Annotated in this window: 25 protein-coding genes and 1 tRNA gene; 21 read left to right on the top strand and 5 right to left on the bottom strand. The window is 45.3% G+C overall.

Translation table 11 applies throughout. The features are described 5' to 3' along the window. The first annotated feature begins 76 nt into the window (after positions 1-76). The 4 genes from BN1546_RS04425 to BN1546_RS04410 all read left to right on the top strand — a co-directional run bounded on the left by BN1546_RS04425 (position 77) and on the right by BN1546_RS04410 (position 3,392). The gene (locus BN1546_RS04425; RefSeq protein ID WP_064963942.1) at positions 77-847 is read left to right on the top strand and encodes an alpha/beta hydrolase; all 771 of its coding nucleotides are present in this window, start codon (positions 77-79) and stop codon (positions 845-847) included. A 229-nt stretch (positions 848-1,076) separates the two neighbouring features. Further along, a complete protein-coding gene (locus BN1546_RS04420; protein WP_090736123.1) occupies positions 1,077-2,138 on the top strand; it encodes an SPFH domain-containing protein in 1,062 nt (353 codons plus the stop codon). Further along, the gene (locus BN1546_RS04415) at positions 2,135-3,136 is read left to right on the top strand and encodes an NAD(+)/NADH kinase (protein WP_090736120.1); all 1,002 of its coding nucleotides are present in this window, start codon (positions 2,135-2,137) and stop codon (positions 3,134-3,136) included. Before BN1546_RS04420 ends, BN1546_RS04415 begins: the two co-directional genes overlap by 4 nt. Before the next feature lie 76 nt (positions 3,137-3,212). Further along, positions 3,213-3,392, top strand: coding sequence for a hypothetical protein (locus BN1546_RS04410; protein WP_013370039.1), 180 nt, complete (start codon positions 3,213-3,215; stop codon positions 3,390-3,392). A 79-nt stretch (positions 3,393-3,471) separates the two neighbouring features. Here the strand turns inward: BN1546_RS04410 and BN1546_RS04405 are convergent, their stop codons facing one another. Beyond that, positions 3,472-4,563 (bottom strand): LuxR C-terminal-related transcriptional regulator, encoded by a 1,092-nt coding sequence (locus tag BN1546_RS04405; RefSeq protein ID WP_090736117.1) that lies wholly within the window; start codon positions 4,561-4,563, stop codon positions 3,472-3,474. 174 nt (positions 4,564-4,737) lie between these two features. On the opposite strand from BN1546_RS04405, the gene BN1546_RS04400 reads away from it, so the two are divergent. The 12 genes from BN1546_RS04400 (at position 4,738) to BN1546_RS04350 (ending at position 13,774) form a co-directional block, all read left to right on the top strand. Continuing rightward, positions 4,738-5,553, top strand: coding sequence for a class I SAM-dependent methyltransferase (locus BN1546_RS04400; RefSeq protein ID WP_090736114.1), 816 nt, complete (start codon positions 4,738-4,740; stop codon positions 5,551-5,553). Then, complete coding sequence (locus BN1546_RS04395; protein ID WP_090736112.1) at positions 5,540-6,640, top strand: saccharopine dehydrogenase family protein; 1,101 nt, start codon at positions 5,540-5,542, stop codon at positions 6,638-6,640. Before BN1546_RS04400 ends, BN1546_RS04395 begins: the two co-directional genes overlap by 14 nt. Positions 6,641-6,770: 130 nt before the next feature. Then, a complete protein-coding gene (locus BN1546_RS04390; protein WP_013370043.1) occupies positions 6,771-7,166 on the top strand; it encodes a hypothetical protein in 396 nt (131 codons plus the stop codon). A gap of 59 nt (positions 7,167-7,225) precedes the next feature. After that, a complete protein-coding gene (locus BN1546_RS04385) occupies positions 7,226-7,783 on the top strand; it encodes an SMI1/KNR4 family protein (protein WP_013370044.1) in 558 nt (185 codons plus the stop codon). A 55-nt stretch (positions 7,784-7,838) separates the two neighbouring features. Beyond that, on the top strand, positions 7,839-8,009 hold the full coding sequence (locus BN1546_RS27225; protein ID WP_013370046.1) for a hypothetical protein: 171 nt from the start codon (positions 7,839-7,841) through the stop codon (positions 8,007-8,009). A gap of 34 nt (positions 8,010-8,043) precedes the next feature. Continuing rightward, positions 8,044-8,757, top strand: coding sequence for an HAD family hydrolase (locus tag BN1546_RS04380; RefSeq protein ID WP_025676341.1), 714 nt, complete (start codon positions 8,044-8,046; stop codon positions 8,755-8,757). Then, the gene (locus tag BN1546_RS04375; protein WP_013370048.1) at positions 8,754-9,341 is read left to right on the top strand and encodes a GNAT family N-acetyltransferase; all 588 of its coding nucleotides are present in this window, start codon (positions 8,754-8,756) and stop codon (positions 9,339-9,341) included. Before BN1546_RS04380 ends, BN1546_RS04375 begins: the two co-directional genes overlap by 4 nt. Positions 9,342-9,535: 194 nt before the next feature. Then, positions 9,536-10,018: a ribosomal maturation YjgA family protein gene (locus BN1546_RS04370; RefSeq protein ID WP_058829229.1), complete on the top strand. Its 483-nt coding sequence runs from the start codon at positions 9,536-9,538 to the stop codon at positions 10,016-10,018. Positions 10,019-10,078: 60 nt separating this feature from the next. Continuing rightward, the gene (locus BN1546_RS04365; RefSeq protein WP_090739125.1) at positions 10,079-11,290 is read left to right on the top strand and encodes a rhamnogalacturonan acetylesterase; all 1,212 of its coding nucleotides are present in this window, start codon (positions 10,079-10,081) and stop codon (positions 11,288-11,290) included. A gap of 114 nt (positions 11,291-11,404) precedes the next feature. Beyond that, entirely contained in the window at positions 11,405-12,349 is a 945-nt protein-coding gene (locus tag BN1546_RS04360) for a methyltransferase domain-containing protein (protein WP_090736109.1), read from the top strand. A gap of 278 nt (positions 12,350-12,627) precedes the next feature. Beyond that, positions 12,628-13,185 carry a hypothetical protein gene (locus BN1546_RS04355; protein ID WP_090736107.1) on the top strand — a complete coding sequence of 186 codons (558 nt, stop codon included), beginning with the start codon at positions 12,628-12,630 and terminating at the stop codon, positions 13,183-13,185. Positions 13,186-13,213: 28 nt separating this feature from the next. Then, positions 13,214-13,774, top strand: coding sequence for a GNAT family N-acetyltransferase (locus BN1546_RS04350; RefSeq protein ID WP_090736105.1), 561 nt, complete (start codon positions 13,214-13,216; stop codon positions 13,772-13,774). Between the two features lie 2 nt (positions 13,775-13,776). Here BN1546_RS04350 and BN1546_RS04345 read toward each other — a convergent pair whose 3' ends face one another. After that, positions 13,777-14,118 (bottom strand): GIY-YIG nuclease family protein, encoded by a 342-nt coding sequence (locus BN1546_RS04345; protein WP_058712465.1) that lies wholly within the window; start codon positions 14,116-14,118, stop codon positions 13,777-13,779. Between the two features lie 33 nt (positions 14,119-14,151). Continuing rightward, positions 14,152-14,910, bottom strand: a complete 759-nt coding sequence (locus tag BN1546_RS04340; protein WP_058829232.1) for a DUF2087 domain-containing protein — start codon at positions 14,908-14,910, stop codon at positions 14,152-14,154. Positions 14,911-15,115: 205 nt separating this feature from the next. On the opposite strand from BN1546_RS04340, the gene BN1546_RS04335 reads away from it, so the two are divergent. After that, positions 15,116-15,604 carry a HEAT repeat domain-containing protein gene (locus BN1546_RS04335; protein WP_058829233.1) on the top strand — a complete coding sequence of 163 codons (489 nt, stop codon included), beginning with the start codon at positions 15,116-15,118 and terminating at the stop codon, positions 15,602-15,604. 95 nt (positions 15,605-15,699) lie between these two features. Next, a complete protein-coding gene (locus tag BN1546_RS04330; protein WP_040101807.1) occupies positions 15,700-16,506 on the top strand; it encodes a barstar family protein in 807 nt (268 codons plus the stop codon). Between the two features lie 91 nt (positions 16,507-16,597). Here the strand turns inward: BN1546_RS04330 and BN1546_RS04325 are convergent, their stop codons facing one another. Beyond that, on the bottom strand, positions 16,598-16,903 hold the full coding sequence (locus tag BN1546_RS04325) for a hypothetical protein (protein WP_040101806.1): 306 nt from the start codon (positions 16,901-16,903) through the stop codon (positions 16,598-16,600). A 130-nt stretch (positions 16,904-17,033) separates the two neighbouring features. On the opposite strand from BN1546_RS04325, the gene BN1546_RS04320 reads away from it, so the two are divergent. After that, positions 17,034-17,107: transfer RNA gene (locus tag BN1546_RS04320), tRNA-Pro, on the top strand. 247 nt (positions 17,108-17,354) lie between these two features. Here the strand turns inward: BN1546_RS04320 and BN1546_RS04315 are convergent. Then, complete coding sequence (locus BN1546_RS04315) at positions 17,355-18,626, bottom strand: MFS transporter (protein WP_040101805.1); 1,272 nt, start codon at positions 18,624-18,626, stop codon at positions 17,355-17,357. A 590-nt stretch (positions 18,627-19,216) separates the two neighbouring features. On the opposite strand from BN1546_RS04315, the gene BN1546_RS04310 reads away from it, so the two are divergent. Beyond that, positions 19,217-22,114, top strand: a complete 2,898-nt coding sequence (locus BN1546_RS04310) for a 2-oxoglutarate dehydrogenase E1 component (RefSeq protein ID WP_090736103.1) — start codon at positions 19,217-19,219, stop codon at positions 22,112-22,114. 5 nt (positions 22,115-22,119) lie between these two features. After that, a complete protein-coding gene (gene odhB / locus BN1546_RS04305; protein ID WP_090736100.1) occupies positions 22,120-23,415 on the top strand; it encodes a 2-oxoglutarate dehydrogenase complex dihydrolipoyllysine-residue succinyltransferase in 1,296 nt (431 codons plus the stop codon). The last annotated feature ends 89 nt before the right edge of the window (positions 23,416-23,504 follow it).

The raw sequence follows: 23,504 nt of genomic DNA, 5'->3' as shown, positions 1-23,504 counted from the left end.
AAACGTATTTACGCAAGCTAATCATTACAGCGATGCTCACGGAGCCGTATGCGTTCCTCGTAGTCAGCATCGAGTGATGCACTCGCAGGCTGAAAACCGCGAGTATCATATTTATATTGCCATCCCTGCCGAGGAACCTCCTGTATCTGGTTATCCTATTATTTATGTGCTGGATGCCAATTCTGTTTTTGGAACCATGGTGGAAGCAGTGCGCGTTCAGGGTAGACGGCCCGACAAAACAGGGGTTGTTCCAGCTATCATTGTAGGAATAGGCTATCCAACAGAGGCTCCATTTCATCCTTCACGATATTACGATCTTACACTGCCGGGGACGGCTGTGGAGCTTCCAATAAAGCCAAACGAAGATGCAGCTATAGAAAGCGGGGGCGCCGAGCATTTCTTATCATTTATTGAAGATGAGCTTAAGCCTATGATTGAGCGTGATTTTCCTATCGACCGCAGCCGACAGACGATCTTCGGGCATTCGCTTGGAGGACTGTTCGTATTACATACCCTGTTTACAAGACCAGACTCTTTTCAGGTGTATGTGGCGGGAAGTCCGTCTATACACTGGGGTGGACAAGCTATTAAGGATGAAGAGAAACAGTTTGTAGCTTCTATAGCTCAGAAGCATTGGACTAAAAAGCTGTTGATTGCTGTAGGGGAGTTAGAGGCTGGGCATTTTAGTGGCATGCAGGAAAAAGCCAGGGACTTAGCTGCGCGTCTAACGACTAGGGACAATCTAGGACTACACGTAGAGTACCGGGAATTTGCAGACGAAGGTCATATATCCGTGCTGCCGGTCTTGGTTAGCAGAGCGGTTCGTTTTGCTAGTGATTCTATTTAAATATGCAGATAGGTATACATTTTTGAAAGTGTTTTTATTAAAAAAATGCAAGAAATCTGAGGCTGTTTCCCCAACCGAGCATATCGGAGGGGAGCAGCCTTTATTTTTTTGTAAATGTCATATTGATATTATTGTTTAGTTGTGTTATTTTATTGTTAATAACAAATTGTTAATAACAATTAATAATTAACAAGATGATGGATACGATAAAGAAAGCGAGGAAGCGACGATGTTTGGATTTAATTTTGTTAAATTTCAACCCAGTGAATATGTCATGAAGGTGAAGAACGGGAAGGTGGTTCGAGAGGGTGTCGGGTTATCCTTTTATTACTACGCCCCGACCACCTCGGTCGTCGTCGTGCCGGTCTCTTCCATTGATGTACCGTTCATGTTTGAAGATATGACGAATGATTTCCAGGCAGTGACAGTGCAGGGACAACTGACTTATCGGATTGTGGATTACCGCAGAACGACGCAGATTTTAAACTATACGTATGATTTGAAGGAACGGCGCTACATTTCGGACGATCCAAGCAAGCTGGCCCAACGGGTGATTAACATTGCCAAGGTGCTTACCAAAAAGTATTTGGAACGTGTCCCACTCAAAGAAGCAGTTCAGTCCAGTGAACGTCTGGCCCAAAACATGACGAAGGATATTGCTCAGCATACAGAAATGGAGAAACTGGGCATTGAGGTCATGGGGCTGTCCATTTTGGCGATTTTACCCAATAAGGAGACGATGAGAGCACTGGAAGCGCAGGCGAGAGAGGAAATTCTTCGTAATGCGGATCACGCTTTGTATGAGCGTCGTAACGCATCCATTGAGCAGGAGCGCCGTGTAAAGGAAAATGAGCTGAATACGGAAATTGCAGTGGAGACGAAAAAGAGGCAAATCCGCGAAACCCAACTGGATGCCGAGCGTTCCGTAAAGCAAAAGCAAAGTGAGATGAAGGAGGAGCAGCTGCGGTTTGACACGGCTTTGGAGGAGAAAAAACGCGAACTGATTGAGCTGACCGTAACGAATAAAAAGGCGGAAGCCGATGCCAAGGCCTATGAGCTGACAGCGGTGATGAAATCATTGCAGGATGTCGAGCCCAACGTACTTCAAGCTATGGCCAATATGGATATGAGCCCGGATAAGCTGATCGCGATCGCATTTCAGGAGCTCGCAGAAAATGCAGGGAAAATCGGTCAGTTGAATATTACGCCTGATCTGCTACAAGGTCTCATGTCAGATACGGGAACAAACGGTTCAGCAGGATCGAGAGGACCTGGAGGAAGAGCACGATGAGCAGCCGAATGACAGAGCAGAAGATTATTTTGGTGAAGCGTAAAACGCGATTGGAGGAACTGATTGTCCGATACAATACGGTGCAGCAGGCTCGCTTCTTTATGGAACGGTTGGGTGCGGATTTCAGTGATTATGTGCTGGAGGATGAAAATTACCGCAGGGCGGTGGCAACGGCAACGTCCGAGTTGTCGGCCTTGGGCCGTGTGCAGATTGTGGAACGGGAGCATGTGCCGAACTTTATTTTTGGTGAACAGGATACGGTGGTGGTACTGGGTCAGGATGGGCTGGTAGCCAACACGTTAAAATATTTGACCGAGCAGCCGCTAATCGGCGTGAATCCAGATCCATTGCGCTGGGACGGGGTATTGCTGCCATTTACTGTATCTGATCTGCGCTGGGTGGTGCCGGATGTGTTCGTGAACAGACGGCCGATTAAAGAGGTTACGTTGGCTAAGGCCCAACTGAATGATGGCCAATCCTTATATGCCGTGAACGATTTGTTCATTGGGCGCAAAACTCATGTTTCTGCGAGATATGAGTTGAGATTGGAGGATCAGGTAGAGCAGCAATCGTCCAGCGGTATTATCGTTTCCACGGGACTGGGGGCGACAGGCTGGCTGACCAGTGTGCTGGCTGGAGCGGCCGGTATTGTCGGCAGTGCTACACGGCATCCGGTCTCGCTCACTCCAGATCACCTGGTGTCAGGTGCTGCTTTTAGTCAGGAGGGGACAGTAGAAGGAATGAGGCAGGATCATCGTGCAACATGGAGCTCGCCATCGCTTTATTTTACGGTGAGAGAACCGTTTCCCAGTCGGACGACTGCTGCGGAGCTGGTGTTTGGACAGGTGGCTGTTGAAAGACCGCTGCGCATTGCTTCGCAGATGCCGGAGAATGGAGTTATTTTTAGTGATGGAGTGGAAAGCGACTTTCTGGAGTTTAATGCTGGCATTGAGGCGACCATTGGACCGGCGGAGAAAAAAGGGCATCTGGTCGTGTAGAGGTTTGTACAGGACGGCAATGGGTAATTATGAGTAAGGTACAACCATCAGATGAAATTAAAAAGGAGGAATCAACATGAGCGACCACACTCAAGACGAAGCGAAAATCCGCAACAAGAAGAACGAGGACGGAGATTCCTTGATGGAGAAAACGAAGCTGGACAACGGCGTGGATATCGAGCCTGAGGCTGATGAATGGATTGCGAAGCCCTCACCAGTATCATACGATGATACGAAATCCTCTTCGCAGAAATAAGACTCTTGCGTCTCAATAGAGCAGTGATGCAAAGACAGATGATCCTTAACCGGGTCATCTGTCTTTTTTTTTACATATATTAATTAAATCTGGAATATACCTTCCATACTAGCTCACGACGGCTGCTTACCTCTGTTTTCAAGAAAATCGCTTTCAGATGATCCTGCACCGTGTAGGCCGTAATATGAAGTGCACTTGCCAGTTCCTTAGTAGAAAAGCCTTGGACAATGAGCCGTACAAGCTGTCTCTCTCGTTCAGTCCATGAGTAGATTTCAGCCATAAGCGGCAACATGTCAGTTGCTTTAGCAGGCTCAAACCATACGGCCAACTGCTTCTCGCCCATATGCTCGCGTCCGCCTTGCAGGAGAGTGGCTCTGATCGTGACCCAAGGGGTTTCAGCATCAGCGGAAGGGATACATAGTCTGGCTGGTGCAGTAGAAGTGGATAGCGCTCGCAAGCTTACCGCCCGGACAGAGGCTGGCAGCTCGCCATCATGGATTCCCTCTTGCTGCCGAAGCAGCTTTAGCCACTGTTCTGCTACTATATTGGACGAGAGGGGGGTTAGTTGAGTGGAAAGCGTCAGAACCCCTGGCTCCAGTTCATGTTCCATAATCATTGCGGGGACTGGGGATACACTGACACTATCTTGACGCAGATGGTAGGCTATGGACGGCGCTAATGCTTCAAGCAGTTGTTGCTCTTCCGTGCTGAATACAGGCTTTCCATGGTGGCGGAACAACGTAAGAAATCCCCAGCAGCTTCCTTTGTACATAAATGGAACACGCAGCTCATCTCCGAATCCGGCGGGTTGCAAAACATTTCTAAAACGTGTGCTGCGATCCGGTTGGCCTTGTGTAGACCCATGAAGCGTCGCGATGGACTGCCCCTCTCGCACTAATTGATCGTATTTCATGATATCGTCGTGCAGATATTCGTATTCTAGTAGTTTGCTGTGAATGCCCTCTACACCCGACTCCGTAAATGCCCCCGTGGAAAGCAGCGTTCGCGGATCTACTGACGTACAGCACGCCGCATCAAAAGAAATCTGAGTACGCAAGCGGTCGATTAGCGTGTGCTTGTAGGTGGGGGATGAGGGTGACTTACTTCCCATTTCCATGATTGGTTGTCGATCCTTCTTAAGCTGTGCAAATGGTGTATTATGTGCGTTCATCCTTTACTCCTATCGTGAAAGCTGGAGATTCTCCAATCGCATCTTCTTAAATCCCACATTTGTGGGATGGTGGTTATTCGTATTGTCTATATAATTGAGAATGATTCTTAATTAAATCTACAATAAACGAATGGCCGTTGAAGATCAAGGCTAAATGTTTGGAGGAGAGCACATATGAAGCAACCCCATATTGGAAATACCGACTCAAATCAACCTATGAGCTGGAATCATCCGAATGTGCATAAATACGCGGATACGATTGCTTTAAAAATACCTGGATATACCCATCTGTATGAGATGACAGATTGTTTGATAACCGCACAGCTTGAAGCGCAGGCTCATAACAAAAATATTGATCCGAATGTGCTGATTGTCGGAGCTGGGGGCGGTCAGGAACTGATTACGCTCGGAGGGCGGCATGAGGCATGGTCCTTTAGGGCAGTTGATCCCTCTGAGCACATGCTGGATTTGGCACGTCAACGTGTGACACAAGCGGGCATCGGTTCAAAAATATCATTTGTTACAGGTACGTTGGAAGAGTTGTCTGGAAAATCACCTAAAGAACAGTACGAAAAGCGCAGCGAAGAGTCATGCAGAGAACCGGTCTATGACGCTGCTACCTGCCTGCTGGTGCTTCATTTTCTTCAGAGCTTGGAAAATAAACAGGCATTGCTGCGCCAGATATCCGGTCGACTCAAGCCGGGTGCGCCTTTTTGCCTAGCTTCTATTAATGGGAATCCGCAGGATCCTTCTTTTTCCATCCAAATGCAGGCGTGGAAAGGCCATATGCTGAGTCAGGGCATTTCACTGGAGGATTGGGAACGATTCGCTGCTTCTATCGGTCGTGAGTCAAACCCGGTGTCCAATGCGGCAATTCAGGAACTATTGATAGATGCAGGCTTTACTCGCATTACCCGGTATTATGGTGCTTTTTTAGTGAATGCATGGTTTGCGGTTAAAGAGGGAGAGACGGCTTATGACAAAGGATAATATCATCATCATTGGCGGGTATGGGCATGTTGGGAAAATTGTATGCACAGAGTTAAGTGAAATGTTCCCTGGCAAGGTATTTGCCGCAGGCCGTAGTCTGGAACGTGCCACTGCATTCAGCCAACAATCGAATGGCAAGATACGACCTTTGCAGCTTGATATTCATGAACCCATAGACCCGTCGATATTAGAGCGAGCTAAAATGATTATTATGTGTCTGGATCAGGACAATACAACCTTGGTACGCACCTGTCTTCAGCATGGCGTGCATTACATGGATATTACTGCGAATGCGGCCTTTTTGAGTCAGGTGGAGCAGTGTCATCAGGAGGCCCGAGCTTATCAGGTCACTGCATTGTTAAGTGTAGGATTAGCTCCAGGGCTAACCAATCTATTGGCTCTGCAAGCGACACAACTCATGGATCAGACGGATGAATTGAACATATCTTTGATGCTGGGCTTGGGTGATCAACACGGTCAGGCTGCGATTGAGTGGACTGTAGATCAGATTCATACCGACTTGGAGGTGATAGAACAGGGACGTCCAGTGACTCGAAGAAGCTTTACCGACGGCATAGTAGCAGACTTTGGTGTAGGAGTGGGTCGTCATCGGGCGTATCGGTTTCCCTTTTCGGATCAGCAGACACTTCCACGTACGCTCGGTATTCCTACAGTCAGTACACGCCTGTGCTTCGATTCGCGCTTGACCACCCGTCTTCTGGCAGGGCTCCGGACGATAGGAATATTAGGTCTTCTCCGACAGCCAACTGTTCGTGATGCAGTAGTTCGCAGCTTTGGCAAAGTGCATCTGGGAGGAAATGCTGTAGCGGTCAAGGTAGACGCCCAAGGAACTCGCAATGGCAAGGAGACGAGGGTTGAATGCAGGCTAAGGGGACATCATCAGTCTGATTTGACTGCTAAAGCCGCCGTTTTTGCGGCGCTTGCCCTGTATCGTTCAGAACTTCCATATGGTGTTTTTCACATGGAGCAGGTTTTTTCGTGGAATCGCATGCGGGCTTGGCTGGGACAGCAGGTAGACGTAGATATTCAGGTGAACGGACAGCAAGTACAAAAGTCATATATCTGAAAAAAGGACTCTCATATCATCCAAGCTTATTCGGCAATGCCTTGCGGATAGGTCTTGGATTTCTTTTCCTATTGGATTACACTAGAAGGAAGTACATATTTTTGGGAAAGACCAGAGGGGATGATATGAAATGTGGAATCCCTATGAACATAGTAGGCAGCATCCGCACGATTTTATAGTAGAATATCGATTTTACACACCGGAAGAAGGAGGCAGGAAACAACTGCCTATTCAGGGTTATCGCTGCGATTTTTCCTATGAGGGCGATGATATTACAACAACGGGAATTTATGCAATACATCCTGAGTTTGAAGATGAAGAGGGTCAATTGATCATGGATACCAGGCACCCGGTTCACCGGGAAGGTCAGGCAAGAATGTGGATTTTGTTTGGAGAAATGAGGGAAAAGGTACACCGACACCGGATACATGTAGGAACTAGGGGATATTTTATGGAAGGCCCACGCCGAGTCGGTGAAGTTGAAGTTACAAGTCTGGTAGGCCTCTTGACCAATCCGCTCGACTAAGCTCCTAGAATTCAATCAGAAGGTGCAATCAGACAGCGAATAGAGGTGTTCAATCGAAGATGGATGTCGCTTATATTATCGATCTATTACGTAAAGACGATGTAACCTTAACCCCAGGCTTATCCACCCAGGAGATTACTGAAGTCGAAGACAGGTATGATATTCACTTTCCGCCCGATTTAAGAGAGCTGCTGATGAACGTTCTTCCAATCGGTAAAAGCTTTATTCCTTGGAGAGATACGTCACCACAGCGAATGGGTGTCATTTGGGAAAGGCTGAATTGGCCGCTCGAAGGTATGATTTTTGATGTGGAGCAGAATATATTCTGGCCTTCCGAATGGGGAGAAAGACCAACAGATTTGCAGGAAGCCATTGATACGTGTAAACGTGAGTTTTTGCACGTGCCCAAGCTCATCCCCATCTATGGTCACCGATATATCCCAGAGCAGCCTTGTGAAGAAGGAAATCCGGTATTTTCAGTGTATCAAACGGATATTATCGTGTATGGAGAAAGTTTGCAGGAATATTTCAAGCAGGAATTTGGAGAGAAGACTTACGAACAGATTGATTTTGAGGCCGTAAAAACAGTTCGCTTTTGGAGTGATTTATGTAGTTGAAGCGTCGAATCGCTAGGAAGTTAAATAAGTCGAGGCAAAGGAAGGAGAGCATAAGGTGACGATGGAACAGGATTTGGAAGAAATCAAGGAAAGGCTAACCCAAATCGAGACAAAACTCGAACAAAAGTCGACTTCTAGCAAAATCCTGAAGTATATGGTCATCATTTTCTTGTCTATTTTTTTCTTGCTTCTTGTGATCGGAGTTCTTCAATTCGTCTCAAGCTGATCGTTATAAATTTACGGACAGAAAGGAGCTCGTTATGTCTATAGAAGCCATTATTTTTGATCTGGATAATACACTGATTCATCGCAAACAGGCATTTGCTGCATATACGGAGCGTTTTATAGAACGATTTATTGTGGCAGAAGAACCAGCCAGCCGTGCGGCTGTCGTTGAACGAATACGTCTGGCAGATCAGGACGGCTACCGGGATAAGAAGGAGCTGTATACTGAGCTGCATGCAAACCTGAAACTGAAAAATCCCGATACGACAGTCCAGGAGATGCTGGGCTTTTGGTATGGGGAATTTCATAAGTTTACGGTATTGATGGATGGAGCCAAGGAAGTGTTGTCCGAACTACGGTCTCGGGGCTTGAAGCTTGGTATTATTACCAACGGCTCACTTCGTACGCAGCAGGCTAAGATTGACCGGGTTATGCTGAGAGATTATGTGGATTCCATTATCGTATCGGGTGGCGTCAACGTCGAGAAGCCTAATCCTCGTATTTTCGAGTTGGCACTGAAAGAGCTGGACATTGCCGAACCTGGTCATGCCTGTTACGTAGGCGATCATCCGACGAATGATATTCGTGGTGCGCAAAGTGCAGGGCTGCATACCATCTGGCTGGAAGGCTTTATGACGTGGAATGAAATGGACATTGTACCGGATCATCAGATTGGGAGTCTACGTGAAATCACTGGCTGGCTGGATCGTCTCAGCTATCCATCGAATATGGAGGAGGGGGCATCATGAGTAGGGAGCAGCAACCGAATCCCATTCTGTTATCGTTCCCGGAACAATTCCAGACGGAGCGATTGACCATACGTGCTCCACAGTGGGGCGATGGTGCGGCGGTCAATGAGGCGATACGCGAGAGTGTACATGAGCTGCGGCCTTGGCTTCCTTTTGCGAGAAATCTCCCTACGGTAGAGGAATCTGAAATCCGTTCACGCCAAGCCAGACTTAAATTTCTGGATCGGTCTGACATGGTGCTGTACGTATTTGATACGGCTTCAGGACAATTTGTAGCCAGCAGCGGTCTGCATCGAATGAATTGGGATGCACGAAGATTTGAAATTGGATATTGGCTCAGAACCTCATGGACTGGCAAAGGTATTATAACAGAGGCCGTGCATGGTGTTACGGATTTTGCCATACAGCATTTACATGCTAATCGGTTGGAGATTCTTTGTGATTCCAGAAATACGCGCAGCGCCAAGGTAGCGGAACGGGCAGGTTTTACATTAGAGGGGATTTTAAGGAATGTCGAGTGTGATGAAGAGGGGAATATGGTACACCATATGGTTTTTGCGAAAGTACGTGGTATTGAATTTTAGCAAGCGATTGTACGATATTGCGGGAGCTTATATGATTCATAATATGACGAAAAATACAGACAAGTTGGTGTGCATACAATGTGACATCAGCTTAAGGTTCAGCAATCTTGCAAGCGCTATCCCAAGAGGATGCTTTACGAAGTTTTATTAGAAGCTTGGCAGGTATTTTCCGGTGTTAGGAAAGGTAATTTAGTATGAGAAAATTTAGTAAGAGCAGCAGTAGGGGAATTAATCAGGAAATAAAGGAAAAGTTCCACTGGAAGGCTCGCGCTGCGTATCTGGTTGCCGTGCTGGTCATGATCTTGTTGGGCTTGGGAAGCAGGGCTTTCTCCACCCAGTTACCTGCATTCGTTGCCAATCACTTTGGGGATGCCTTGTGGGCGTGCATGATTTATTTTGGGCTGAGAATGTTGTGGGTGAACCGTCAGTTGTCTGTAGCCCTTTGGGGCAGTGTGCTGTTTTGCTTCGCTATTGAATTCAGTCAGATGTACCAGGCTCCTTGGATTAACCACATTCGGGCGACCACCTTGGGCGGCCTAGTGCTTGGCAAAGGGTTTCTGACCGTGGATCTGATCAGGTACACGGTTGGTATTGTGGTATCCTGGGTACTGGACCAAGGCTGCCAAAGGCTGGTGGGGATCAATAGACGTATGGACGATGACAAACCACTCAAATAATCTGAGAAGCGAGGGTTGCGCTTGAAACAAAAGGGAAAGCATCACAGGTCGTTCGGTAAGATGATTGGGTTATGCGTAGGGTTCAGCTTGTTGTTTGCAACCATACTTATTCCAGGGCAGGCATTAGCGGAAAAGCAGCTTGCGGCGCCTCTTCGTTTTGATTTTGGTCCTGGGGATGTAGCTGACGGCTACACTCAGGTCACTGCTAAGGATGCTTACACGCCTGAGCGTGGCTATGGATTTACCGATCTTTCCAAGGTAAATGAAGAGAACCGTGGTGGAAGTGATGCTATCCGCTCAGATTTTGTTCGTGTTCAAGGCTCATCATTTGTCGTCAATTTACCACCTGCGGATTACACGCTTTCTCTGATTGCCGGAGATATTGCCGGAAACACGGACATTACGGTTAAAGCCGAATCCATTGTTAAAGTAGAGCCTACTGCCAAAACAGCAGGACAATTTGTCGAGGCTGCGTTTGAGCTTGCACTCATCGACGGTCAGCTCGAATTGTATTTCTCAGGAAATGAAGCGAAGATCAACGCTTTGGTTATCACTCCCAAGGGAGCTCGAACGGCTGGAGAACATCCTTCCGTATACCTTGCGGGAGATTCTACGGTTCAAACCTATAAATCCTCGATGAAGCCTCAGGCAGGCTGGGGGCAAATGATTGCGCCGTTTTTTACAGATGAGACTATTTTTGTGAACCGTTCTATTGGTGGACGTAGCACGAAGACTTTTTTGGTTCAAGGGCGGTTAGATGATATTTTACGGAATATCCGTCCAGGAGATTATCTGTTCATACAGTTTGGGCATAATGATGCCGCGATCAATAATCAGGAGCGTTATGTTTCACCTGCCGACTATAAAGTTTACTTGAAAACGTACATCCAAGGAGCCACTCAACGCGGTGCGGTACCTGTGCTAATTACTCCTGTAGGCCGCCGCGATTATGATGCAGCAAGTGCTTCGTTTCGGATTAGTTTCCCGGAATATGTGCAGGCCATGAAGGAAACAGCATCAGAGACGGGTGTTGCACTGGTCGATCTTAGTCAATTGAGTGTAGCCTACTATGATACATTAGGACTGGAAGGAACACTTCCACTATTTTTACATTTGGAGCCAGGTGTGTATTCTGCATTTCCTGATGGCGTGAAGGATGATACACATTTTCAGGAGTATGGTGCGGAGCAAATAGCCCGCTTGGTAGCCCAAGGGGTTCGTGATTTGAATATTCCTCTATCCTCTTATGTAAAGGCAGAGAATCTGCAATAGCACCGAGTTTCCATAACCATGATATACTCAGAAAATAAGCTGGCCCTACCCAAACCCAGCATGATTTAGGCTTGGGTGGGGCTTTAATGTTCTGGACTTTAAGGAGGAAGTAGTATGACAGTCGCTCAACTTCATAATCTTATTAACGGTCAACTCCTGCATAATCAGCATCGGAGTTTATTTTACATGCACGAGGGTTCTGTTCTGCTAGGACCTTCAACGGAAATGACGTACTGGCTGACGCAGCGAAGCCCGGAACTGATCCTCATGCTTCAAAGCTTGAAGCGCCAACATACATATCATGCTTTTGTGAAAGATGTAGCGGCCAAAATACTGTCCCAGTTTGTAAATACCAATCAGTATCTACATTTTCACACAAATCATGCGAGGGAGCTTGCAAAGCTGTATGATCAATTCTTCACCCGGATTGAAAAGCTGTTTCAAAAGAAAGCTATAGCTGGAGCAACTCTGGACTTACTGCTTCAGCAGCATTATGGGCATTTGAGAGATTTCCTTATTCGTACCAATGGACGTGAAATATTCGCTAAGTATGCAGAGAGTGAGTATACCTTTTGGATACCTTGTGAGGAATATACGCCGGAGCTGCAAGTCAATCTGCTAGGATTGGACCTTGCTCGTTTGCAAGAGCCTGTTCTAGATGTTGGTTGCGGATCAGAGGCACGGTTGGTTACCTATTTACGTTCCTTGGGATTTGAGGCTTACGGAACAGATCGGCTGGCTGAGACAGAAGGTTGTGTCATTCAAGGAGATTGGTTAGAGAGCACTTATGGAGAAAGTACATGGGGAACGATCGTTTCACATATGGCATTCTCCAATCATTTTATGCATCATCATCTGAAGGCAGATGGTAATATCCATGAGTACGCTCGTAAATATATGGAATTGCTTAAAGCCATTCGGCCAGGAGGGAGCTTTATCTACAGCCCGTGCCTCCCGTTTATGGAAGAGCTTTTGGATGCCCAAATGGGTTATCAAGTAGAGTATATCCAGTCATATGAAGGTTATAGAGCTACGAAGATAACGCGTATACATTCATAAGTGCTAGTATCAGCCATTTGTCAGATTCACTCTTTGAATGGTAGTATAAGGATAGATATTACTCTATTTGGGATTCTGTTAATGATCAGGATTCTCATGTCGTTGATTTGATAGCATAGTTGCCCTGAATAATAAATTATTGTATAGATAACGGAATTTTTCAGGGAAGATTAAACCATATTTTCCTAAAAGCCGATATATGGAAATGAGGCGAAAACACACTGTTATTATGCCCGCCGCAAAATGGATGTAATAATTGGGTTAGGAGAGTAGAAGAAGTGTCCGATCTGTATACAAAAAAAGAAGTAGAAGATTATGTAACGAACGTGGCTTTCGAACGACCTTTAGGTGTAAGCATTTCAGCTATTTTACTGATTTTTAATGGAGCACTCCTGTTGGTGACACAGCTATTGACGCTTAATGCATTAAATGAGGCTTCTACGTTGTTAGGCATGTGCAGGGGCATGTTTCAAGGATTTATCGCGTTGCTCGGTCTGGCAGGAACGGCTGCCGGTATTGGTATGTTGTTCGGTAAGAAGTGGGCTTGGTGGCTGGCATTATTTTATTTTACATATGAGACCATGCGTTATGCGTGTGCAATTCTGTTTATTCCCGATATCTCTCCAGCGTTAGGCGGTGTGCAGCTAAGTCCTGCTTTTTACTACATTAAATATGGTATGCGTATTATTTGGAATTTATTTTTTTCGTTGTTTATGTGTCGTAGTACCGTGACCAGCTTTTTTCAAACAAGTGAAATCAACAAGTGGAGAGCATGCACGGCATTATTCTTCATCAATGGAGTAATGGTGGGGATCGGCTGGTGGTTGACAAGATAGGTTCTTCGATGTGAAGGGGAGATGAATAATGACAATGGAAACGTTTCCGGTTTTGGTAACCGATCGGCTTTATTTAAGACAGCTTACATTAGCAGACGCGGAGGACATATTCAACTATTTTTCCAGAGATGAGGTCACAAAATATTATGATTTGGAAAGCTTTACGAAGGTAGAGCAAGCTGAGAAATTTATTCGTTCCATGCTAACCAGATATGAGAAGCAAGAGGGCTTTCGCTGGGGGATTACGCTAAAAGAAGCTCCTGAGCGGATCGTGGGCACAATTGGATTTCATAACTGGCAGAAGGAACACTCCCGTATCGAAATCGGCTATGAGCTGGCACCGGAATACTGGCGGCAAGGCCTGATGACAGAAGCGATGAAGGTGGTGGTGGATTACGGCTTTCAATTGCCGCAGGTTCACCGTATAGAAGCCTTCATTGATCCAGATAACGAAGGCTCCAGACGGCTGCTGCTCAAAAGTGGCTTTACTAAAGAGGGGCACTTGAGAGATTACTTTTATGAAAAAGGTCAGTTTGTTGACGCTGTTGTTTTTGGCTATCTTCGCAAGGAGTTTTCTGCGGAGCAGTAAGTTTACAAATATCCTTTGTCCCCGTAAGGCTGGAGTCGATCAAGCCAGGTCTGCTCCAGCTTTGCCAGCGCATCTTTGACATCAAAGAACTCCGAATCCTTTTTTTTCAAAACATCCAGCACCTCAAATTCAAACGAATCTTCGCCATACTCATTCCATTCTTGTTGTAGCGGTTTATTCTTAAACATACCCATTTGCAACTCAAAACGGCGTCCATTCAGCGATTTTAAATTCGGCGTGGAAGCAATGAAAATTTTTCCATTATGTGTATTGCGAATGCAATAGATTCCTGCCTCTGTCTTCATCTCCATGTATTGCTGCACTAGTTCTTTTCTTCGATCCATTGTCGAATCCTCCTATTTTATAAGCGCCTAGCTTCAAGATTCCTTCAACCAATATTCACTGCCATCCGGTTTGCGATCCAATAGACCGTATTCAATCATATATCTTCGCACCGTGACATAATCGTCATATACTTCCTGTAAAATCGCATTGATATCTTTCTCATGATATATTTGTCCCTTCACAAAACGACCCGTAATTTCACGCAGCACAATCAGCTTGTGTTTTTCTTGCATTTTAAAGGTCTTTAGGCGCCCGTCTGTCCCATTCGGAAAATACTTCGTGAGTACCTTTTGCCTTTCGTCTTCTGTAATGTTGTAACGTTCGTCTACCATCCGTGCTTGTACGGGTACTTCTACCATGGCGGGAGCGTGGCGATCTTTCTCCTTTAACAGTTCCATTAATGTGAGAAATACCTTGGCCTGCCGTTCTTTTTCCTTGAGACCAAAGCGATGATTGCGTATGGTGGATGCACTGCCGATTCCGGTTTCCTTTTGAATATCCGCATCGCCCATCCCTTGATAAAATAACTGAAGCAACCGATTTTGATGATCCGTCAGTCCAGTCAGCTTTTTATCCAGACCGATCAAATAGTCAAAGACGGAACCGTACATCCGCTCAATATGAAGACGCATATACCGCTCCGCGTCATAAAATACCCCTTGATCCTGATATATGATGCCTTGCTCGTATCGTTGTCCGTCCAAGAGGCAAACTACCTGCTCTCCTTGGCGAATATATCCACGCTTCAGTTCTTCAATATCAGCATTCCAGAATAGTTCGGAATGATCCATTTAGCAAACACCTCAATCAAATGATGATTATTTTATAGACAATATAACATTTTGTTTATTTTAAATCAATGAGTGGATATTTTTTAGATCTCGACAATGTTCGCTATATACAAAAGAGAAATAGGCTTGTTATTATATGTAAACTATTGAATTGTATTAAGACTGGATAGTTTCTATATATTGTAATAAGATGGGTTGGTAAACAATGGATAAATTCCGATTAGAAGAAGTCATAGAGAGTGGAGATTTAAAGGAAGCGATAAGGATTATAGAGGATGTGGGTGAAAAGCTGGATCATACATTCACTCCAATATTATTGAGTTATTTGGCAACAACGGATAGTGCATTGCTCAGAAATGTAATCGCCATTACGTTAGCTGATCTAGGAGACAGTGAAGCGGTGCTGCCACTTATTGACTTGTTAAGAAGTCCTAAGACGAAAGGGAATAGAGGAACACTGTTATATGCTCTAGAATTTTTTGACGTATCTACTCATGTTGTGGTGCTGGTAGATTTACTGGATGATACCTTTGAAGCGAGTAGACAATCCTATCAACTGATAAGTACAGTGCAAGATAAAATCTCTGAGGCTCAAAAGGGGCTATGTAGACAAATGATAAGAAGAAAGCTGGGCGATCATAAAAATAAATATAAGCGTGACTTTTTGCTAGAATCTTTAGAGCTTTTTACATGAGGCCTTTAAACCTTATTGGCTTCAAATTAATTGATTATTGCTCTATCCTGAAATGCTATATTCCTTAAAATTATTGTTGGGAGGTATGATATAAATTGAGACAGAGATTTGCTGTTATGGACGATGAAAGTGGGCTCACAGTTGGTTATTGTCGAGATGTGGTTGGGTTAACGGGTGATATTATGGTTGGAACGAATGAAAAGGTCATTTTTGAGCAATTTGAATTTAACGAAGAATTCATAGAAAACATAGCAAAGACAAAACAATCTGTATCCAACTTGTACATTGCTATTTTAGATGATGAAGAAAAAGTGATTGGAAGCTATCATTATCACCTACCTGAATCCTATATAATCCATAAACTAAATTACAATAAAGGAAACTTCAATCTGGAGTTAACAGGCATACTTGAAACGAAGCCCTCCTCTGTGGAATTAAGATTATGGGAGTTATTAAAGTGCGCTCAGTCGCTTGAAAATAATATATGGCAAGGCTTTTCTAAAGAAGAACGGTCTGGATGGCTAAACGTGACTAGAATACATTCTGCATCTAATTGTTTTCAATCTTCCAGACTGGATAAACGAGGAGAAGTCTACACCTTAGACGGGAAACACATATTTGATTTTACAACATTTTTTATAGCACTTGGGGAAGCGATTAATGGGCCTGGAGGGTACTTTGGATTTAGCTTGGACAGTATATCGGACTGTCTCTGTGGAGGTTTTGGGGCAGTAGGACCGTTCACAATCCATTGGCAAAACGCACATTATTTCTTGGAAAGATTCGAGGAAGAATGGGATCAAGAAGAGAGATACTATAGATTTTCACCACAGCAATATTTTATGGATCTTTTAACGATCTTAGTATCAGGTGGTGTTACCGTGAATTTTTCTTCGAATTAAGATAGCAAAGCAAAAAGGGAATTTTGAAATTGAATATAAATTAATGCATCCATCTTATACAGGGAGGAATATATTTAAAGTTTGCGTATGACTATTTTAGCGAACGTAACAGTTGCTGACTAATAAATATGAGCGGATTTCGAATTAATATGGTGAATTCCACCACAACAGCACCAGCAGGAGAACTAAAACCCCAATCAGCTCCCAATAATATGTTTTGCTTCTGCTTAGATGTAGGTGGCTGAGGTTCTTCCAAGCCATATTGCTCTGCTAGTCTCTCTTTCGTTTTTTGATCTATGACAAGGTCATTCTGTGCAAAGGTGAAGCACATAGGAATGCTTAGCTGTACTAAAAAAAGTAATACTACTGCTCCGATAATTATTTTTTTGCTCTGCATGGATAGCTCCTGTGATCTCCAATTTTGGCCTATACTTTTTGCGTCACTCAGACTAAATAATTCCTTTACAGGTTTTTGTGACCAGATTATAATGGTAAATAACAGCAACGATTGACATACACTGGTTTATCGGGGTATAGCGCAGCTAGGTAGCGCGCGCCCTTGGGGTGGGCGAGGTCGTGGGTTCGAATCCCGCTACTCCGATTATAATCCAAATGTCCTGCTGGTGCAGATAATGCGCCTGCCGGGCATTTTTTTGTATATTACATATATCCTATCGCTCTTTGTCGCTACTGGGTTTTGACGAGCTAGCCGTATGTAACGAATGTATGTACTTGTGAGGGCATTGAGGGGAGATAGGATGAAGCCACTTCTGCACGGGATTGGGAGGCAGAAGTGGCAAATCAACAATCGCTGGCGGAACGGTCGGATGTACGCTTTTTCTATTTGTCTATAAAGATTCCTGAAGGGCCTTAGAAGAAGTGCTGTAATCAGCATAACGGGGAAGCACAATAGTGTAGTATATGCCTACCATAACGGTACAGACCCCAACTAATAAAAACAAGAGCTCAATTGAAATAAATGAAGGAAAGCTTACAGCAATGAAACCTAATGTAAGAGACTGAGACAGCATCATTAACGGATTAATCAAACCTTGCACACGCCCCATCATTTGAGGATCTACAATACGAGGCAGCCATCCTCCTATACCAATGTTAATGAACGGAAGGATCAGTGCAATGACAAAATTGATAATCATAAAAGCATAGAGGTGGTTAACAAAACCAAGTATGCACATGCCTATTCCAGCTACCAGAACTCCGGCTGCAATCATTTGGTGTAGCTTTAGCTTGGCGGAGATGAGCGAAGCGATTAGTGTACCAAGCAACACACCAGCTCCAAAAATAATACCTGTCCAAACCATATACTGCTCATAGTTGCCTGGAGCTAGCTTATATTTAAGGATAAACATCGGTAAAACGCTAAAACCACCATTTAAAATACCGAACATAAAAAAGCCTGAAACCAACCAAAGCAATAGTCTGTTGCGTAATATGTAAAGAAACCCTTGTTTAAAATCGATCATGACAAGTTTGAATTTTAATTGTTTAAATTGATGTGCACCGTTCGGAAGGCGTACTTCCTTGGGAATTTTGCAAGAACGAATGAGCAGTGCAGACACAATAAAAGAAATAGCATCAATGAGGATGGCTCCAGTAATTCCAAAGTGCCAGTAAACGACGGCCCCCAGAGTTCCTCCAAATAACATGAAAAGACTCCCCATCATTTGATTGAGGCCTGCGGCAATGGTGTAATCATCTTCGCTTAATATCCCCTGTATAATGGCACTTTCGGCTGGAAAGAAAAACTTGGAGGCAGCACTACGGATGAAGAGGAGGGCAAATACCAAAGGAATCGAATCGATCCAAATAAAAACAAGCAAGCATAAGGATAAAAAGGCGCTAATCCAGTCACAATTAACAGCAATTTTTTGTCTGTCCATCCGATCTGCCAGCACTCCAACCACGAGAAATACTACCAGCATCGGGAGCGAATACATTAACTCGGCAAGTGTTGCATAGTAAGGCTGATTTGTAAACCGTTTCAACAAATAAAACATGAATGCAGTAACTCCGATAATTCCTCCCATTTGTGAGGCGAAGGTTGCCAGAAAAAATCTGACATAATTCTTGTTTCTGAGTATTTGTTTTAGTCCAGTCACAGTTCCATCCCTTTCGCTTTCAAAGCGGTTTTTAGATGCCTAAGTAAAATAATAGTGAAAAGTAGGAAAATTGTACAGAAAAGTGACTTTAATGTCACTTTAAGTTTGAATTTGCATCGTATCGGCAACTTAAATAACCAGCCATCGGTTGATATCCGACAGCTGGTTATTTAAGTTGCCATGTGCTTGATTTCTGAATCACAAAAGGGTGTCAATCTCCAATCTTAATTAAGCTAAATCCTCGCCATTTATAGCGATTACTTTTATATACCAGTCACAGATTTAAGTTCGTGATTAGGATATCCGTTTATATCACATCCTAGATCTTTAAATGATAAAGACTACAGAATTACAGAATAGCCCGATTCATCTCATTTACGCATGGATATGTTGAGAAAAAGGAAATGCTCATAGCTAGAAAACTTTATACAATGAAAGAGAAATAAGCACTGTGAAATTCGACTTTTGATCATGGATTTCATATAATGTGAACATAATGTGAATTGCTTAAATTAGAGATTTAACAAAACGACAAAATGGAAATGATTTCCGTCCAGCTATGAATTTCAAAATTTGACGGAGGGAACGAGATGACAATGGAAGAGAGCAGCAGACAGGTACCTTGGCAGACGTATTACGGACCTAATCTAGGTTATGTGCAGGACCAGTATGAAAAGTATGTAGCGGATCCCGGAACGGTTGATCCGGCTTACCGCGAGCTGTTTGATCAATGGGGCGAGCCGCCACAATCCGAATATTCGGCTGCTTCCATGATAGACAACAAATTACAAGGCCCCCCCGTAAATGCTTTGGGGCACCTTGATTCGAACACATTACAGAAAGCGGTTACAGCGGGCAAAATGGTGTGGAATATCCGTGAATACGGACATTTGGCCGCCCAAATCGATCCACTGGGACTGGATGCAGAGCAGGATACACGTCTGCTTGATCCAGCATCTTACGGTTTAACTGAACAAGACCTAAAGGCTTTTCCAGCCTCTTTAATATGGGATAACGCTCCAGCGGGAACACTGAACGGGTGGGAAGCCATTCAACGGCTACGTGTAGCATACACAGGACCGATTGCCTATGAATTTAGTCATATTCATAACGAGGAGGAACGCCGCTGGCTGAACAGCTATGCAGAATCCGGCTGGTCCTCCAAGCCACTTACAACACAGGAACGCAAGTCGTTGCTGGGCAGATTGGTAGAAGTAGAACAGTTCGAAGAGTTTTTGCATAAAACATTCGTCGGGCAGAAGCGTTTTTCCATCGAGGGTAATGATGTGCTTGTCCCGGTACTCGACGAGGTTATTCGTCTAACCACCAATGCAGGAGCAAGTCATGTCCTGATGGGGATGGCGCATCGTGGTCGTCTGAATGTATTGGCACATGTGCTGGGCAAGCCTTATAGCAAAATTTTCTCTGAATTTCATCATTCCCCGAATAAGGATCTGATTCCGTCGGAAGGTTCCACTGGAATTAACTACGGCTGGACTGGGGATGTAAAATATCATCTGGGTGCGGATCGTTTTGTAAAAGATGGGGAAGCCGTTCAGGCCCGTCTGACATTGGCGAACAACCCAAGTCACCTGGAATATGTGAATCCGGTGGTGCAGGGATTTTCGCGTGCGGCACAGGAAGATCGCAGTGAGGCTGGTTATCCGAAGCTGGACGTTAGCAAGGCAGCTACCATTATTATGCACGGTGATGCGGCGTTCCCGGGTGAAGGTATCGTAGCCGAATCACTCAATTTCACCAATTTGCGCGGCTTCCGTAATGGTGGCACAGTGCACATCATTGTGAACAATCGTCTGGGCTTTACGACAGAGAGTGTTGATTCACGTTCGACCCGTTATGCCAGCGATCTGGCCAAGGGCTACGAAATTCCAATTGTACATGTGAATGCGGATAATCCTGAGGCTTGTATTGCAGCGGCTCGTATGGCTGGTGAGTACCGTAATCGCTTCAAGAAGGATTTTCTGATTGATCTGATTGGTTACCGACGTTATGGTCACAATGAATCCGATGATCCGGAAACAACTCAACCGCTGGTGTATCGCAAGGTAAAGAATCATCCAACGGTGAGCAAATTATATGCTCAAAAGCTGATGAAGCAGGGCATAGTGGATGAAGCATTTAGTGCTGGCCTCATTGAGAAGGTCCAAAACCGACTGAAGGAAGCACATGAGCATGTGAAGAATCAACCGGAGGAGGAGCCTGAATTTACTGCTGTGAAGGTGAAAAAGAATCAGAGCACACCGGTCCGTACTGCGGTTGAAATGAAAAAACTGCGTCAAATTAATGAAAATTTACTCAAATGGCCACAGGCTTTTCATGTATATCCGAAGCTGGAACGAATTTTACAGCGTAGAAAAACCGCTCTGAACGAGGGTGAAAAGGTAGATTGGAGCTTGGCGGAGACACTCGCTTTAGCTACCATTCTAGCAGACGGCAAGCCTATTCGTATGACAGGTCAGGATGCAGAGCGAGCTACTTTTGCTCACCGTAACCTTGTGCTGCATGAGCCTGAAACCGGGCGTACCCATTGCCCGCTGCATACATTGCCGGAAGCACGTGCTTCGTTCAGTATTCATAACAGTCCATTGTCTGAGGCGTCAGTCCTCGGCTTCGAGTATGGCTATAACGTGTTTTCTCCTGAGACGTTGGTCATTTGGGAAGCGCAATTCGGTGATTTTGCCAACTGTGCGCAAGTTATTTTCGACCAATTCATTTCCGCTGGCCGTGCCAAATGGAGACAGAAATCCAGTCTGGTGATGCTGTTACCGCATGGTAGTGAAGGACAAGGACCTGAGCATACGAGTGCACGTCTGGAGCGTTTCCTCCAGTTGTCTGCACAAAATAACTGGACTGTCGCCAATTTGAGTAGCGCCTCACAGTATTTCCATCTGCTGCGCCGTCAGGCTGCATTAAGCGAAAGTGAGGAAGCTCGCCCGCTTGTGATGATGTCGCCGAAGAGCCTGATTCGCAACAATCGTGTCGCTTCACCTGCTTCTGAATTCAGTGAGGGAACATTCCGTCCTGTGTTGGAGCAATCTGGTCTGGGATCACGTCCGGATCGGGTAGAGCGCATTGTACTGTGCAGTGGCAAGATTGCCATTGATCTGGAGGAAGCGTTGGAGAAGGATAAAAACGGGAATGAAGCAGAGGAGCGTTTGCACATTATTCGTGTGGAGCAGCTATATCCTTTCCCGGCAGAGGAAATTCGGAATATTTTTAGTCGCTTCCCACATGTTAAGGAGTTCGTATGGGCTCAGGAAGAACCTAAAAATATGGGGGCCTGGAGTTATATGGAGCCTCGTCTGCGGGAGGTTGTGCCACAGGGAGCGGAAATTCGTTACGCAGGCAGACCGGACCGTTCCAGCCCGGCGAGCGGTTATCAGCAAGTACACAGCCTAGAACAACAGCGAATTATTCAATCGGCGTTGAAGCAGGATTCCAAAAACAATATTACACTGGGGAGGTAGCGGCTGTGAGTGATATTATAGTGCCAGCAATGGGAGAATCCATCACGGAAGGAACAATCTCCAAATGGCTTGTAAAGGAAGGAGATTCCGTAGGACAGGGAGATGTTCTACTGGAGCTGGAAACGGATAAGGTCAATCTGGAAATTAGCGCCGAAGAAGCAGGTGTAGTCCAGAAAATCCTTCGTCAAGAGGGGGATACTGTGGTTATCGGCGAAGCTGTTGGCTTGATCGGAAACGACAGTGGTGCGGAAGCAACTGGTGCCGGAGAAGCCGCAGCGACTCAAGCGCCTGAAGCGCCGTCCGTAGCAACTTCACCGACTTCTGTAGAAAGCGGCGGTAAAGCAGTAGAAAAGTCTGCGCCGCCCATCCCCTCCAATAGTGACGGGAATGGTCAGACGGCATCACCATCCGCCCGGAAGCTGGCGCGTGAGCGCGGGATTGACCTTGAGCAGGTACAAGGAAAGGACCCGCTTGGACGTGTGTTTCAGGAGGACGTAAAAACGCATAACAGCGCTGAAGTATCACTTACAGCATCTGTACCTGCGTCTCCCGCTGCTGGCAAGTCTGTGTCACCGTCTCCAGCTCAAACAGAGTACAGCAAGCCTGTGGAACGGCAGCGGATGTCCCGTCGGAGAGCGACGATTGCCAAGCGTCTTGTTGAAGCACAGCAAACAGCCGCCATGCTTACGACTTTTAATGAAGTGGATATGACCGCTATTCTTGATGTGCGCAAACGCCGTAAAGATAAGTTTAAGGAGAAACATGATGTAGGGCTGGGTTTTATGTCCTTCTTTACGAAGGCAGTGGTTGGCGCGCTCAAGCGCTTCCCTACTGTGAATGCAGAAATCAATGGCGATGATATCGTACTGAAAAAATACTATGATATCGGGATTGCTGTATCTGCCAAGGAAGGTTTGGTCGTTCCTGTTGTCAGGGATGCTGATCGGCTTGGTTTTGCTGAAATTGAGAAGAGCATTGCCGATTTGGCTAGCAAAGCTCGTTCCAATTCACTTTCTCTGGCAGACTTGCAAGGAGGAACCTTTACCATAACCAATGGAGGTATTTTCGGTTCCCTGCTGTCTACGCCAATTCTGAATACGCCGCAAGTGGGTATTTTGGGAATGCATAAAATCCAACTTCGCCCGATTGCCATCGACGAGGAACGTATGGAAAATCGTCCAATGATGTATATCGCGTTGTCCTATGACCACCGCATTATTGATGGTAGCGAGGCGGTCCGCTTCCTGGTAACGGTCAAAGAATTGCTGGAAGATCCCGAATCATTGTTGCTGGAAGGATAAAATATATCATTCGAGTGCATCTCCCTTGTACATGCATGACAAAAGCAGACTCTTGCGGGTCTGCTTTTTTTCCTGCATAGTTATAACAT

The sequence above is a fragment of the Paenibacillus sp. Mc5Re-14 genome (assembly GCF_001049835.1).
In the GTDB taxonomy this organism is placed as follows: domain Bacteria; phylum Bacillota; class Bacilli; order Paenibacillales; family Paenibacillaceae; genus Paenibacillus; species Paenibacillus polymyxa_C.
This window is presented reverse-complemented; position numbering and strand designations above follow the sequence as displayed.